This is a genomic window from Neotamlana nanhaiensis (assembly GCF_000943555.1).
GTDB classification, from domain to species: Bacteria; Bacteroidota; Bacteroidia; order Flavobacteriales; family Flavobacteriaceae; genus Neotamlana; species Neotamlana nanhaiensis.
Genome location: NZ_JTDV01000001.1, coordinates 476,632 through 490,362, shown reverse-complemented (window position 1 = coordinate 490,362; position 13,731 = coordinate 476,632). Strand labels below are relative to the sequence as shown.

Here is a 13,731-nt window from a genome sequence, read left to right as displayed (position 1 = left end):
ATAACAACTAACGATTTTTAACAAAAATAAATATGTCATTTAATTTACTAAAAGGAAAAAAGGGAATCATTTTTGGAGCCTTAGATTCTAATTCTATCGCATGGAAAACTGCCGAACGTGTACATGAAGAAGGCGGAGAATTTGTATTAACCAATGCACCAGTAGCTATGCGTATGGGGCAAATTAACGAATTGGCCGAAAAAACAGGTTCACAAATTATTCCTGCCGATGCCACAAATGTTGAAGATTTACAAAACCTAATCGATAAATCTATGGAGATTTTAGGCGGAAAAATAGATTTCGTACTACACTCAATAGGTATGTCTATAAACGTGCGTAAAGGCAAGCACTACACTGATCAGAATTACGATTGGACTCAAAAAGGAACCGATGTTTCAGCTATGTCTTTCCACAAATTAATGCAAACTCTTTACAAAAGCGACGCTATGAACGAGTGGGGAAGTATTGTAGCGTTAACCTATATGGCAGCGCAACGTGTATTTCCAGATTATAACGATATGGCCGATAATAAAGCCTATTTAGAAAGTATTGCACGTAGTTTTGGTTACTTTTTTGGTCGTGATAAAAACGTTCGTGTTAACACCATTTCGCAATCGCCAACCCCAACAACAGCGGGTAGCGGTGTAAAAGGTTTCGATGGTTTTATAGCTTACGCCGAAAAAATGTCGCCACTTGGTAATGCAACAGCTATGGACTGTGCCAACTATACCGTGGCCATGTTTAGCGACTTAACCAAGCGTGTCACCTTACAAAATCTTTACAACGATGGCGGATTTAGCAACATGGGTGTAAGCGATGCTGTTATGAGTACATTTGTTGGAGAAGAATAATAATTTTTTGCAAGACCTTTCAGGTTTTAAAAACCTAAAAGGATTATTAAAATACATAGCCATCTTTTAAGGTGGCTTTTTTTGTTACATTTGTTAATAAAAATAGGTTGGGCGTTACCACAAGGGTCGGGCTTTCGCAAGTCGCTCTCTGCGAGGAGCTCCAACAATGGCTCAATCCCTAACGCAACAATCAGCGAAGTTTAGTAGCAAACATGAAATTACAGTTTTCTTTTATAATTCCGGTTTACAATCGTCCCGACGAAACCTTAGAACTTTTACAAAGTTTAGCAACATTAAAAGGCAATACCAATTTCGAAATTGTAATTGTTGAAGATGGTTCTACAATAACTTCAAAACATGTTATAGAACAGTTTGATAATAAGTTAAATATTAAATATTTCTTTAAAGAGAACACAGGTCCTGGAGATTCCAGAAACTACGGTATGCAAAAGGCATCGGGTAATTATTTTATAATTCTCGATTCCGATTGTGTATTGCCGCCAAATTACCTCAATGCGGTTACCCAAAGTTTAAGCACAGATTATGTAGATTGTTTTGGCGGACCCGATGCCGCTAAAAGTTCGTTTACAAATCTTCAAAAAGCCATTAATTTTTCAATGACATCGTTTATCACTACAGGCGGTATTCGAGGCGGTAAAAATAGTGTCAATAAGTTTCAACCACGAAGTTTTAATATGGGGATTTCAAAAAAAGCCTTTTTAGCTTCAAAAGGTTTCGGGCGCATTCACCCTGGTGAAGATCCCGATTTAACCATACGTTTATGGCAATTAGGTTTTAAAACAAAACTTATCCCAGAAGCATTTGTATATCACAAACGACGCATTTCATGGCGTAAATTTTATAATCAAGTCAATAAATTTGGTTTAGTGCGTCCCATTTTAAATGTTTGGCATCCTTCAACTAAAAAAATAACTTATTGGTTTCCATCTGTTTTTATCATAGGTTTATTAATGGCAGTGGCTTTATTTTTTATGGGGTTTAAGTGGTTGCTTTTTGTCTATATTTTGTATTTTTTAATAGCTTTTTTATTGGCATTAGTGGCATCAAAAAGCATTATAGTTGCTGGTTTAGCTTTAGTTGCAATTTTTTATCAATTTTTGGGTTATGGTTTTGGGTTTTTAAAATCTACCATAGCCGTTGGTGTGTTAAAAAAAGATCCAGAAAGCTATTTCCCAAATTTATTTTTTAAACATAAATGATTAAAAAACTAAAATCCGAAATAATTAAATCGCACAAAAACAAGAGAATCAATGTGTTCTTCCTGTTTTTATTGTTTGCGCTTATTATTTTAATTTTTACCAAGCTATCTAAAACATATACTAACACGTTAGGATTTACAGTTGTAAAGAAAGATATTCCTCAAGAGTATATCATTTTAAACGATTCTATAAAACTCAATATCACGTTAAAAACGCATGGGTTTAAATGGTTGAGTTATGTGTTTAATGAGCCTAAAATAACCATCGATTTTACAAAAGATGTGTACAAAAAAGATGGTGTTTTTGTTTGGCATAAATCTGCTGCATATTTAAACAGTACACAATTTGATAAGGAGGTTGAAATTTTAAATATTTCGCCAGATACTTTAACTTTTAAATACGGTATTAATCAGGTAAAAAAAGTTCCTGTTACTACAAATGTTCAACTTAACTTTTCACCCGGATATAATTCGCCTAACGCCATTACTATCGTACCAGATTCAGTGGTGGTAGTTGGTCCTAATATTTTAGTATCAGCAATAAACAATATAGAAACTGAAGCTAGAACGTTTAATGATATTCGTTCAAATTTAAATGAAAGTGTAAAATTAAAGCTTCCTAAAAATGCTTCCGATTTAAAATTTTCGGTAAATACGGTCAATTTTAAAGCAGAAGTTGAAAAATTTACCGAGGGCACTTTAAGTATTCCTATTACTATAATTAATAAGCCTAAAAATTTAGAGTTAAAGTATTTTCCTAAAACAGTAAATGTACGTTATAATGTAAGTTTAAGTAACTACGATAAAATTACGACTAAAGATTTTAAAGTAGTTTGCGATTATAATAAATTGGATAAAAATCAAACGGTTTTAGTACCTGAATTGGTTGCAAAACCAAGTTTAGTTAAAAACGCAAAAATTAATAGGCAACGGGTAGAATTTATATTAGTAAAATGATAGTTGTAGGACTTACAGGAGGTATTGGTAGTGGTAAAACCACAGTAGCGAAGCAGTTTGAGACATTGGGAATTCCCGTTTATATTGCCGACGATGAGGCGAAAAAACTCATGCATAAATCGAAAGTTATAAAACGTAAACTTATCGAGTTGTTTGGTGATCAAGCTTATGTGAATAACGAATTAAATCGGCCATTTATAGCCAATATTATTTTTAATGATAAAAGTTACCTAGAAAAAATGAATGCTATTATTCACCCAAGAGTGGCAAAACATTTTAATAAATGGGCTTTAAAACAAAATGCACCCTATGTTATTAAGGAAGTTGCCATTTTGTTCGAAAATGGTGGCAATAAAGCTTGCGATTATGTAATTACCGTAACTGCCAATCGCGAAACGCGTATAGAACGTTTACTAAAAAGAGATAACACCACGATTGAAAAAATAGAAGCTATTATGAAAAATCAGTGGAGTGACGAACAAAAAATTAAGGATTCACATTTTGTAGTCCATAATACTACAATGCAGAGTATTAAAAATCAGGTAGATAAAATTCATAAAAAGCTAATAAATATATAATATGTTTGCATTTTGTTAATGTAAGGTTAAAAATAAAATTTCTAAATGTTAAAATGTTAAATTTGAATAATGAGGAAAAGAATTTTTATCCTACTCATCATTTTAATGAGTTTGTCGCTTATAGGTATTATATCTATTCAGGCTTATTACATAAACGAATCGGTTAAAAACGAGAAGGCGCATTTTAAGTTTATTGTTGAAACAGCATTAAACTATGTGTCTAATATTATTGGCGAAAATGAGATTGAAACCGCGTTTAAAAATGTTCAAAAATTAGAGAAGGAAAAGAGTTTAGATTCTGCAAATGTTTCACAATTATTAGTTTATAGAAAAAACAATAATACTAACGAAACCCTCATTTATAAAAGTAATGTACTTGAAGAGAATTACAAATTATCTTCATCGCTCTTTGACATTGGTTTAGATAGTCTCGAAATTACTAATATAATAGGTAACTCATCTACCGAGATTTATACCGATTTTGGACCATCCGATAAAGATTTAAAAAGTCCTATTACAAATATTATTAGAAGTGGTTCTATTGATGAAGCACAACGTATAAGTTTTGAAAAAAATTATAAAGCTATTTCAAAACGAACTCCAATTCATAAACGAGTTTCGGAAGGTGAAATTAGAAAGCTTTTATCGGAAAAACTAGAAAAAGATGGTGTCGATATCGATTTTGAATTAGCTATTTATAGTAACGATTTAGCAACTAAAGTAAGCAGTGACAATTTTGAGTATAGACCAAATTCAACCTTTAAAGTGCCTATTTTTTATGATGAAAACAGGCAAACACCTTACAGGCTTTTAGTCAATTTTCCAGACGATAAAAGATTTGTACTTTCAGGTGTTATTGGAATGATTTTATTGTCGGTAATATTCACCTTAATTATTATTTTGGCTTACACAAGTGCCATTTTACAATTGGTTAAACAGCGCAAAATATCGCAAATAAAAAGCGATTTCATAAATAATATGACGCACGAGTTTAAAACACCAATTGCGACCATAAATTTGGCTTTAGATGCTATTAAAAATCCTAAAATTATTGGAGACGAAAGCAAAGTATTACGTTATTTAAACATGATTAAAGATGAAAATAAACGGATGCACGCACAGGTTGAAAATGTTTTAAGAATATCTAAACTAGAAAAAAACGAATTAAACATTAGTAAGGAACGCGTTAAGCTACACGACTTAATTGAAGATGCTATTACCCATGTAGAGTTAATAGTTGAAGACCGACAAGGCTATATAAAAACATTTTTAAATGCCGAAAAGTCATCCGTTTTAGCAAACGATACGCATTTTACTAATGTTATTGTAAATATATTGGATAATGCTGTAAAGTATTCTCCAAACACCCCAGAAATTGAGGTTTATACAGAAAATGTAGGAACTAATATTGTTTTAAAAATAAAAGATCATGGTAGTGGCATGAGTAAAGCTGTTGCCAAACGTGTGTTCGAAAAATTTTATAGAGAACACACTGGAAATATACATAATGTGAAAGGTCATGGCTTAGGTTTGGCATATGTAAAACGTATTGTAGAAGACCACCAAGGTCACATATCAGTAGAAAGTGAAAAAGACAAAGGAAGCACGTTTATAATTAAGCTTCCACTAATATCTTAAATATGGAAGAGCAAAAGAAAAGAATTTTACTAGTTGAGGACGATCCGAATTTTGGAACCGTTCTTAAAGATTATTTAATGATGAATGATTATGAGGTAACACATGCTAAAAACGGTATGGAAGGATTCGAAAAGTTTAAAAAAGATGATTTCGATTTATGTATTCTAGACGTTATGATGCCTTATAAAGATGGGTTTACTTTAGCTAAAGAAATTCGTGAAAAAAACACCGATGTACCTATTATATTTTTAACCGCAAAAACCATGAAAGAAGATGTTTTAAAAGGTTATAAAGTAGGTGCCGACGATTATTTAAACAAACCTTTTGATAGCGAGGTGCTTTTAATGAAAATTAAAGCCATTATGCAACGTAAGGCAACCGAAACAATTTCGGATAGTAAACAATTTGAGTTTAAAATTGGGAAATTCGATTTAAACTCTAAGTTACGTTTCTTAAAATTTAACGGTGGTGAACCTGTGAAATTATCACCTAAAGAAAACGAATTATTACGTTTATTAGCCTTACACGAAAACGATTTAATGCCACGAGAATTAGCATTAACAAAAATTTGGCGCGACGATAATTATTTTACATCTCGTAGTATGGATGTTTACATCGCTAAATTGCGTAAGTACTTAAAACTTGACGAAAAAGTTGAGATTTTAAATATACACGGCGAAGGTTTTAGATTGGTAATTAACGATTAAGCTTTTATTAGCAAATCGTTTTTGATATAAGTAAACCTCGATAGTAAATGCTATCGGGGTTTTATTTTATATAGAATAGGTTATTTTTATTGAGAACACATAGAATTTTAAACATGAAAAAGCCACTTAAATAAAAATTTAAGTGGCTTTTGTATTTTAAAGAGATTGATATTATTTATCGATAGATCCAAGTACGCGCGACATAAAAGTATTTAATGCCTCTTTTTTTGGAGCTCCATCTTTTATCATTTTGTTAACCTCAATCGCACCATACATATTAGAAATTAATTCGCCAATAACGTCTAGTTCTTCATCTTTTAATGATGATACTTCGGTTAAATTCTCTAGCGTATCAATGGTTTCTAAAACGTAATCTTCATCGTTTTCTTCAATGAATTGCGTTAATTGTTTAATTACTGGTAACTTCATTAACTAAATCTTTTAAAACGTCAAACTTATTGGTTTGAACTTGGTTAACAAATGCGCCGTTTTTAAAAGTTGCAAAAGTTGGTAAATTATCAACCGTTGCAAGCTTTCTAGATTCTGGAAACTTTTCGGCATCAGCCATAACAAACGTTACATTTTCGTTTTCTGTTGCCAATTTTTTGAATTTAGGTTTCATAATTCTGCAGTTGCCACACCAAGTTGCAGAATATTGAACAATAACCGTATTGTTTCCTGATACTAATTCTGATAAATTATCTTGTTCTAATTCTTTAACCATAATAGTTGTGTTTTTTTAGTTAGCAGAAAGGTACTCAGCAACACCAGCGCGGTCTGCGTTCATAGCTTGTTTACCTTCTTCCCAGTTTGCAGGACAAACTTCTCCTTTTTCTTGTACGTGAGTTAAAGCATCAACCAAACGAATATATTCCCCAACATTTCTACCTAATGGCATGTTGTTAATACTTTCGTGTTGTACAACACCGTCTTCATCAATAATATAAGTAGCTCTGTAAGTTACATTATCGCCTTCAACTTGAACGGTTCCAGTAGCTTCGTCGAAAGTTTCGTTTGTAATATCTAAAATACCTAAAATGCTAGATAAGTTTCTGTTGCTATCTGCTAAAATTGGGTAAGTTACACCTTCAATTCCACCGTTATCTTTTTCAGTGTTTAACCAAGCAAAGTGTACTTCTGGAGTATCACAAGATGCACCAATTACAATAGTGTTACGTTTTTCAAATTCTGGTAATGCAGCTTGAAAAGCGTGTAATTCTGTAGGACAAACAAAAGTAAAGTCTTTTGGATACCAAAATAATACTACTTTTTTCTTATTGTTTACAGCTTCTTCTAAAACGTTTAATTTAAAAGTATCGCCCATATCGTTCATGGCGTCTACGTTTAAATCTGGGAATTTTTTTCCTACTAAAGACATAATATATTTTATTTAAAATTGATTTTCTTACCGCAAATCTAGTTGAAGAATTAACGTTTCAAAATAAATTATAATTATAAAATTTTATGTTACAATAAGTTTTAAAAATGCTGTCAAAAACAGAGGGGTAATTTTAAGAAGTGTTAAGTTTTAACCTTTTTAAATTGTGGATTTGATAATTTTACTATTAAAAACCTGTAGATTACTTTGCACTACTTATTTCTTTAATTTTAATTTTTAATGCGGCGAAAAGTAAGGTGGTAAACGGACTAAGCCAATTGAACATAGCATACATAAAATATTCGCCCACACCAACACCTAAAACACCACTTTGGTAAGCGCCACAGGTATTCCAAGGAATAAGTACAGAGGTAACAGTACCAGAATCCTCAAGAGTTCTACTTAAGTTTTCAGGAGCTAAACCTTTATCGTCAAAAGCTTTTTTAAACATTTTACCAGGAATTACAATGGCTAAATATTGATCGGAAGCGATGGTGTTTAAACCTAAACAACTAATCACGGTACTTGCGAATAATCCGAATACGGTAGTTGCTACAGATAATAATACTTTTGTGATTCTAGCAAGTGCACCAATGCCATCCATAACACCACCAAAAATCATGGCGCTGATAATTAAGTAGATGGTCCATAACATACCGTTCATGCCGCCTGCGGAAAACAATTCGTTTAATTTTTCATTTTCGGTAGCAATTTGCGTGTCTGTAAAAATTGAAGTAATTACTGCACTAAATTTCGATTCGTTCAAGGCCACTAAAACATCCGATTGGAAAATAAAAGCAAACACAGCCGCAATAAGTACACCAGCACCAAGAGCAATTAAAGGTTTTGTTTTTAATAAAATAAGCGCGATTACAATTACAGGAACTAAAAATAGCCAAGGTGTAATGTTAAATGTGCTGTCTATTGTATTTAATAAGTTACTCACGTCGGCATCTCCAGAAACATCGGCGGTTGAGCTCAAAATTGTAAAAACAATTAAAGTTACAATTATGGTAGGCACTGTAGTAACGGTCATGTAACGAATGTGTGTAAACAAATCGGTTCCGGCAACGGCAGGAGCGAGGTTAGTAGTATCGCTTAAAGGTGACATTTTATCGCCAAAATAAGCACCAGAAATAACAGCACCAGCAATCATCCCCGAATTTATACCTAGAGCGTTACCAATACCAACAAGTGCAATACCAACGGTAGCCGAAGTAGTCCAAGAACTACCAGTTGAAATCGATATTAATGCACATATAATTACACAGGCTGGTAAAAATATATACGGTTTTAAAACCTCTAACCCGTAATAAACCATGGCAGGAATAACGCCGCTAACTAACCATGTTCCAGCAAGGGCGCCAACTAATAATAAAATGAGAACGGGAACAAAAATACTTTTTAAATTTTCCCAAACTTCCGTTAGCATTCGGTTTATAGAGACCTTGTTAAACAAACCAACTCCAACAGCAACAGCAGCACCAATAAGTAAGATTAACTGATTGGAATAACCACCAAACATTTCACCATCTGCAAAAAAGATATTATACGCCAATAATGCCATTAATACAATTACCGGAATTAAGGCTTCCCAAATGTTTAATTTGGTGTTTTCGATAATTGATTGCTTGTCGGTTTTTATTTCAGAAATGTTTTTGTCGTCTTGCATTTGGAAAGATTTATAGATGTAATGTTACGATAAACTTAGTTTTTTTACAAATTATGATGAGTTTCAATTTTTAAAACCATGCGACGAAGTTTTGTTTTGAGTGTCTTATTAGTATGAATATCAATTAAAATAATCGTTTTAATGCCTTTGAATAGTTCAGTTATTAATAATTCATTTATGGCTTTCGCCGAAAAATGTCTCGCTGTATTTCATCTAAATATGCATAATTTAGGGGTACAGGCAGATGTTGCAAAGCGAGTAAAACAATTTGTCAAGTCAAAACGAACTGTAAAAAGGAACTGCTCTGAAATTATCAAGCTTTTAATCCTTTACAATAAGAATCTTAAATCGAACTTACAGATGTTAGATTACATTGCCTCACTTGAGGCAGGTATGACTTTAAACTTAAAGACAGAACACTGCGCAGATGTAAAAAAAATGAAAACAAAGTTACAACAAGAAACCATCGTTTTAACCGAAAAAATACAACAGTTAAATAATATGTAAGGATGTCATGCATGCCTTCATCAGGTCGTAAGTACGTTCAATATCGGCATCTAATCCAATAGAAAAGCGTATTAAACCATCGGTTAAACCCATGGCTTTTTGTTCTTTTTCTGGTATTTCTGAAGATGTTGAAGTTCCGGGAGCACTAAACAAGGTTTTATAAAAGCCCAAACTCACCGCTAAATAACCTAAGTTTTTATGTTGCATTAATTCCATGAGTTCGTTGGCCTTGTCTATATTTCCAACATCAATAGTTAGCATACCGCCAAATCCGTATTGCGGATTCATCATACTTTTATAAAGTTCGTGGGATGGGTGCGATTTTAAACCTGGGTATACGGTTTTTAAGCCATCTGCTTCAAATTTTTCAGCTAAATACAAGGCGTTTTTACTGTGTTGTTGCATCCTGATATGAAGCGTTCGTAAGTTTTTTAAAATGGAAGCAGCTCTTAAACTATCCATTGTACTTCCTAAAAGCATAGCAGCACCGTCATTAACGTTTCTTAAATCATTGATAAATGCTTGAGTGCCGCAAACTACGCCGCCAACAGTATCGCTTGAGCCATTTATAAATTTAGTTAAGCTATGAATAACCACATCGGCACCCAAGGTTGCAGGTGAAATAGAAAGAGGTGAGAAGGTGTTATCGACAACCAATTTTAAATGATACTTTTTAGCAATTTTTGCTAAACCTTTTATACCTGCGATTTCTAAAAGCGGATTGCTAACCGATTCACAATACAATATTTTCGTGTTTGGTGTTATGGCAGCTTCCACCGTTTCTAATTTGGTGATGTCAACAAATGAGGTTTCAATATTAAATTTTGGTGTGAAGTTTTTTAAAAATGCGTAAGTGCCGCCATAAATGGTTCGGCTAGAAATAATATGATCGCCCGCATTGCATAATTGCATTAATACTGCTGTTATGGCGCCCATACCCGAGGCCGTAACATTGGCGGTTTCGGTGTCTTCCATAGCTGCTAAAGCCTCACCTAAATATAAATTTGAAGGTGATGAATGCCGCGAGTATAAATAACAACCATCGGCGTTACCCTCAAAAGTATCGAACATGGTTTTTGCCGATAAAAACGTATAAGTTGATGAATCTGAAATGGAAGGGTTTACACCTCCAAATTCGCCAAAATATTGTAAGTCTTGTATGTTATTTGCTGGTTTAAATGCCATGATTATAGATTTTTAGGTTTATGTTAGTTTAGTTTTTGGTTAAAAACTTTCAATCAAAAGTCATAATTATAAGACAAAATGTCAATTAAATATTTATTTTGTAGAATATAAATTGGTATATTGTTGTTTTATATGATTTTTATTCTGTATTTTTCACTGAAATAGATTTGCTTTAGAAAAATTATCACTTATGATTTTCGATAAAACCGATAAAAACCTGTTAGAATTACTACAAACCGATAGCAAACAAACCAATAAAGAGCTTTCTAATAAACTCGGGTTATCGGTTACTGCCGTTTATGAGCGTATTAAAAAACTAGAACGCGAAGGCTTTATTGATGGTTATGTTGCCTTGGTAAACAAAGCGAGAATAGATAAGAATTTTGTGGTGTTTTGTCATGTTAAATTGGTACAACATACGCAGGATTATGTTATAAAATTTGAACGTGAAGTGGCAAAAATTCCAGAAGTTTTAGAGTGTTACCACCTAAGCGGCGATTACGATTATTTGCTTAAAGTTTTAGTGACAGATATGGCGGCTTTTCGAGAATTTATGGTTAAAAAACTCACTTCTATTAGCCATATTGGTAGCACACACAGTATGTTTGTTATTAATGAAGTGAAGCATTCTACGGTAATCCGATTGTGATGAGGGTTGTGAAAGAAGTAAAAGCATATCTTATTACGTTTAAATGGTTTGGTTTCGATTAACTCGTTAATAGACAGGTGACCGTTGACAGTTGATAGTTGACGGAAGACGGAACTGTTAAGAATTTGAATGATGTTTTTTGTTATTTACGCCTTTGCAATAAGAATAAATTCTTCAGTCGTGGGCTTCCTTATGAATGGCAAACAAGAACGTTTCACATGTCATTCCGACACAGGAGGAATCTAAATAACTCCGTGTCTTTGTGTCTCTGCGAGAGTTAAATTTTTAAGTGATTTACGCTTCGTAATAGAAATAGATTCTTCAGTCACATCTCCTTGTGAACAACAAACAATACGATTTAACATATCATTCCAACCCAAGAATTCCAAACAAAACAAAAACGTCTCCACCAAAATCCGTAACTTTAATCTACTTAAAAATAGGTTCCATGAAGTCAAAACCGTATAAAGCTTCCGAGTTTTTTATCATTTTTATATTACTTCCTGTAAGTTTTGTATTTCCGTATGCATCTTGTTTAAAGTTGACTTTAGGAATATTGGGGTTTGCTTATGTAATTTATATGTTATTAAAAGTTGAAAATCAGAAATTTCGAATAAATAAACACCTTAATTGGCGTAAATTCTGGAAAGTCACATTAGTAAAGCTCTTGGTAATAGCCATGGTAACAACACTATTTGTATATGTTACTAATAAAGAATTGTTGTTTCAGGTGATGGTAAACAAACCTAAATTATGGTTTTTCATTTTGTTTGTTTATAGTTTGTTTTCGGTGTATCCACAGGAACTGTTGTATCGTACCTTTTTCTTTGCGAGGTATAAAGCGCTTATTTCGAATACCAATGTTTTAATTGTTTTAAATGCTTTGGTGTTTAGCTTGGGGCATATCTTTTTTAAAAACGTTTTGGTGCTGCTACTTACGTTTATTGGCGGGTTGTTATTTGCGTTTACATTTACCAAAACAAAATCGACACTTTTAGTATCTGTTGAGCATGCCATTTACGGTTGTTGGTTGTTTACCGTAGGGTTAGGCGCGATGTTAGGCTTTCCATCGTAGTAAAAAATTACAGTAATTTTAAAAGTTTTTATTACTTTTAGCCTGCTATTAACCAATACGAATGCAATATGAAAAAATTAGCATACCTTATTTTAGGTTTGATTATTGGAGCGGTTTTAACCTATTATTTTTGTCCGAAGCAATGCGTTGTTGGAGGGCCAGAAAATATGATGGCTAAAGCTCCAAAAGATACCATATCTATTGCTGAAGCAACACAGCTTAGCGCCAATTGGGGAAAATACAATAAAACCGAAATTGATACCTTGTTGGAATTAGAAGGTTCAAGAAAAAAAACGCAATCGGTTTGGTGGTCTATTGATGATATAAATCAATACATCGTCTATGCAAAATCTGGAGCTGATTCTTTAGGGTATTCATTTACAGGTTTACGGGTGTATTTAGGAAATTATGGTAAGGAAGCATTACCACCAAAACGTTACCGTAATACCATGTTTATTGTGCCAACAGGTAACCCAAGTAAAAGTAAAGCGAGTAGTTTAAATTTTATATTACCTCCTGATGATGGAGATATTCCGCTACCACCTTTAAATGATGGAGGTACAGGACAAGGAGGTTACCCACCCAAATGATAAATGATTTTTTATTTGATAACTATAATTATCTTACTTTTTTTGTAGAGAGCTTAGCAGCTTTTACGGGTATTTTATTATATAAGCGGTACTCATTAATAAAAGAATATAAATGGTTTATTTGGTTTTTAATCTATTTAACAATATGCGATTCGGCCGGTAAATATGTGTATTTAATTTACGGTGGAGTATTAAGTTTTTTAGAGGATACAAAATTTGTTTATAACTACTGGTGGTCTACGTTATTTTGGAAAATAGGAGCTGTAATATTCTTTGTATTTTACTATGTAGAAGTTTTAAACAGTACTTTATTTAAGAAAGTTTTAAAATTTTCGGGTATTACTTTTTTATGCTTTAGTCTCATATATATAGTTTTAAATTGGGAAGAGTATTTTGTTAGGTCATTTCCTGTAATAAGTGTTTTAGGAGCATTAATTATTTTTATGTGTACTATATTTTATTTCATAGAAGTATTGAGTAGTAACAGCATATTAACGTTTTATAAAAGCTTAAATTTTTACGTAAGTACAGCTATTTTTATTTGGTGGCTCATTATTACACCTTTGGTATTCTATGATTTATATCACTTTAATGGTGACTGGAATTTTATTTTCTTAAAATGGCAAATTTACTTATTCGCCAATTTATGTATGTATTTCACCTTTACTTTTGCTTTGATTTATTGTAAGCCAGAGGAAACTAAGGTGCTAGAATAGTAATAGTTT

The 13,731-nt window shown here is 32.7% G+C and carries 16 protein-coding genes; 11 read left to right on the top strand and 5 right to left on the bottom strand.

Annotated features, from left to right (window positions below; all coding sequences use genetic code 11):
• The first annotated feature begins 32 nt into the window (after positions 1 to 32).
• The 6 genes from PK35_RS01920 to PK35_RS01895 all read left to right on the top strand — a co-directional run bounded on the left by PK35_RS01920 (position 33) and on the right by PK35_RS01895 (position 5,950).
• Complete coding sequence (locus PK35_RS01920; protein ID WP_044624950.1) at positions 33 to 851, top strand: enoyl-ACP reductase FabI; 819 nt, start codon at positions 33 to 35, stop codon at positions 849 to 851.
• A gap of 212 nt (positions 852 to 1,063) precedes the next feature.
• Entirely contained in the window at positions 1,064 to 2,071 is a 1,008-nt protein-coding gene (locus PK35_RS01915; RefSeq protein WP_044624949.1) for a glycosyltransferase family 2 protein, read from the top strand.
• Positions 2,068 to 3,027 carry a YbbR-like domain-containing protein gene (locus PK35_RS01910; RefSeq protein WP_044624948.1) on the top strand — a complete coding sequence of 320 codons (960 nt, stop codon included), beginning with the start codon at positions 2,068 to 2,070 and terminating at the stop codon, positions 3,025 to 3,027. The genes PK35_RS01915 and PK35_RS01910 overlap by 4 nt, the downstream gene beginning before the upstream one ends.
• Positions 3,024 to 3,605 (top strand): dephospho-CoA kinase, encoded by a 582-nt coding sequence (gene coaE, locus PK35_RS01905; protein ID WP_044624947.1) that lies wholly within the window; start codon positions 3,024 to 3,026, stop codon positions 3,603 to 3,605. The genes PK35_RS01910 and coaE overlap by 4 nt, the downstream gene beginning before the upstream one ends.
• A gap of 69 nt (positions 3,606 to 3,674) precedes the next feature.
• Complete coding sequence (locus tag PK35_RS01900; protein WP_238320855.1) at positions 3,675 to 5,243, top strand: sensor histidine kinase; 1,569 nt, start codon at positions 3,675 to 3,677, stop codon at positions 5,241 to 5,243.
• 2 nt (positions 5,244 to 5,245) lie between these two features.
• Positions 5,246 to 5,950 carry a response regulator transcription factor gene (locus PK35_RS01895; protein WP_044624945.1) on the top strand — a complete coding sequence of 235 codons (705 nt, stop codon included), beginning with the start codon at positions 5,246 to 5,248 and terminating at the stop codon, positions 5,948 to 5,950.
• Between the two features lie 171 nt (positions 5,951 to 6,121).
• Here PK35_RS01895 and PK35_RS01890 read toward each other — a convergent pair whose 3' ends face one another.
• From PK35_RS01890 to nhaC, 4 genes are all read right to left on the bottom strand, one after another.
• Positions 6,122 to 6,379: a DUF6952 family protein gene (locus tag PK35_RS01890; RefSeq protein ID WP_044624944.1), complete on the bottom strand. Its 258-nt coding sequence runs from the start codon at positions 6,377 to 6,379 to the stop codon at positions 6,122 to 6,124.
• On the bottom strand, positions 6,360 to 6,674 hold the full coding sequence (locus PK35_RS01885; protein WP_044624943.1) for a thioredoxin family protein: 315 nt from the start codon (positions 6,672 to 6,674) through the stop codon (positions 6,360 to 6,362). The genes PK35_RS01890 and PK35_RS01885 overlap by 20 nt, the downstream gene beginning before the upstream one ends.
• Before the next feature lie 15 nt (positions 6,675 to 6,689).
• Complete coding sequence (locus tag PK35_RS01880) at positions 6,690 to 7,328, bottom strand: peroxiredoxin (protein ID WP_044624942.1); 639 nt, start codon at positions 7,326 to 7,328, stop codon at positions 6,690 to 6,692.
• A gap of 202 nt (positions 7,329 to 7,530) precedes the next feature.
• Positions 7,531 to 9,000, bottom strand: coding sequence for a Na+/H+ antiporter NhaC (gene nhaC / locus PK35_RS01875; RefSeq protein WP_044624941.1), 1,470 nt, complete (start codon positions 8,998 to 9,000; stop codon positions 7,531 to 7,533).
• A 219-nt stretch (positions 9,001 to 9,219) separates the two neighbouring features.
• On the opposite strand from nhaC, the gene PK35_RS01870 reads away from it, so the two are divergent.
• On the top strand, positions 9,220 to 9,507 hold the full coding sequence (locus tag PK35_RS01870; RefSeq protein WP_131474386.1) for a hypothetical protein: 288 nt from the start codon (positions 9,220 to 9,222) through the stop codon (positions 9,505 to 9,507).
• Here the strand turns inward: PK35_RS01870 and PK35_RS01865 are convergent.
• Positions 9,493 to 10,692 (bottom strand): aminotransferase class I/II-fold pyridoxal phosphate-dependent enzyme, encoded by a 1,200-nt coding sequence (locus PK35_RS01865; RefSeq protein WP_044624939.1) that lies wholly within the window; start codon positions 10,690 to 10,692, stop codon positions 9,493 to 9,495. The two genes, PK35_RS01870 and PK35_RS01865, sit on opposite strands and share 15 nt — an antisense overlap.
• 190 nt (positions 10,693 to 10,882) lie before the next feature.
• On the opposite strand from PK35_RS01865, the gene PK35_RS01860 reads away from it, so the two are divergent.
• The 4 genes from PK35_RS01860 to PK35_RS01845 all read left to right on the top strand — a co-directional run bounded on the left by PK35_RS01860 (position 10,883) and on the right by PK35_RS01845 (position 13,722).
• Positions 10,883 to 11,341, top strand: coding sequence for an Lrp/AsnC family transcriptional regulator (locus PK35_RS01860; protein ID WP_044624938.1), 459 nt, complete (start codon positions 10,883 to 10,885; stop codon positions 11,339 to 11,341).
• A gap of 448 nt (positions 11,342 to 11,789) precedes the next feature.
• Positions 11,790 to 12,416 (top strand): CPBP family intramembrane glutamic endopeptidase, encoded by a 627-nt coding sequence (locus tag PK35_RS01855; protein WP_044625215.1) that lies wholly within the window; start codon positions 11,790 to 11,792, stop codon positions 12,414 to 12,416.
• 68 nt (positions 12,417 to 12,484) lie between these two features.
• On the top strand, positions 12,485 to 13,006 hold the full coding sequence (locus tag PK35_RS01850) for a hypothetical protein (protein ID WP_044624937.1): 522 nt from the start codon (positions 12,485 to 12,487) through the stop codon (positions 13,004 to 13,006).
• Entirely contained in the window at positions 13,003 to 13,722 is a 720-nt protein-coding gene (locus PK35_RS01845; protein ID WP_238320854.1) for a hypothetical protein, read from the top strand. Before PK35_RS01850 ends, PK35_RS01845 begins: the two co-directional genes overlap by 4 nt.
• Positions 13,723 to 13,731 lie beyond the last annotated feature (9 nt).

Coding starts and splice junctions, on each gene's coding strand:
- PK35_RS01910 (WP_044624948.1), top strand. CDS start 2,068: ATGATTAAAAAACTAAAATCCGAAATAATTAAATCGCACAAAAACAAG.
- PK35_RS01885 (WP_044624943.1), bottom strand. CDS start 6,674: ATGGTTAAAGAATTAGAACAAGATAATTTATCAGAATTAGTATCAGGA.
- PK35_RS01900 (WP_238320855.1), top strand. CDS start 3,675: ATGAGGAAAAGAATTTTTATCCTACTCATCATTTTAATGAGTTTGTCG.
- PK35_RS01855 (WP_044625215.1), top strand. CDS start 11,790: ATGAAGTCAAAACCGTATAAAGCTTCCGAGTTTTTTATCATTTTTATA.
- PK35_RS01850 (WP_044624937.1), top strand. CDS start 12,485: ATGAAAAAATTAGCATACCTTATTTTAGGTTTGATTATTGGAGCGGTT.
- PK35_RS01920 (WP_044624950.1), top strand. CDS start 33: ATGTCATTTAATTTACTAAAAGGAAAAAAGGGAATCATTTTTGGAGCC.
- PK35_RS01915 (WP_044624949.1), top strand. CDS start 1,064: ATGAAATTACAGTTTTCTTTTATAATTCCGGTTTACAATCGTCCCGAC.
- PK35_RS01845 (WP_238320854.1), top strand. CDS start 13,003: ATGATAAATGATTTTTTATTTGATAACTATAATTATCTTACTTTTTTT.
- nhaC (WP_044624941.1), bottom strand. CDS start 9,000: ATGCAAGACGACAAAAACATTTCTGAAATAAAAACCGACAAGCAATCA.
- PK35_RS01880 (WP_044624942.1), bottom strand. CDS start 7,328: ATGTCTTTAGTAGGAAAAAAATTCCCAGATTTAAACGTAGACGCCATG.
- PK35_RS01865 (WP_044624939.1), bottom strand. CDS start 10,692: ATGGCATTTAAACCAGCAAATAACATACAAGACTTACAATATTTTGGC.
- PK35_RS01895 (WP_044624945.1), top strand. CDS start 5,246: ATGGAAGAGCAAAAGAAAAGAATTTTACTAGTTGAGGACGATCCGAAT.
- PK35_RS01870 (WP_131474386.1), top strand. CDS start 9,220: ATGCATAATTTAGGGGTACAGGCAGATGTTGCAAAGCGAGTAAAACAA.
- coaE (WP_044624947.1), top strand. CDS start 3,024: ATGATAGTTGTAGGACTTACAGGAGGTATTGGTAGTGGTAAAACCACA.
- PK35_RS01860 (WP_044624938.1), top strand. CDS start 10,883: ATGATTTTCGATAAAACCGATAAAAACCTGTTAGAATTACTACAAACC.
- PK35_RS01890 (WP_044624944.1), bottom strand. CDS start 6,379: ATGAAGTTACCAGTAATTAAACAATTAACGCAATTCATTGAAGAAAAC.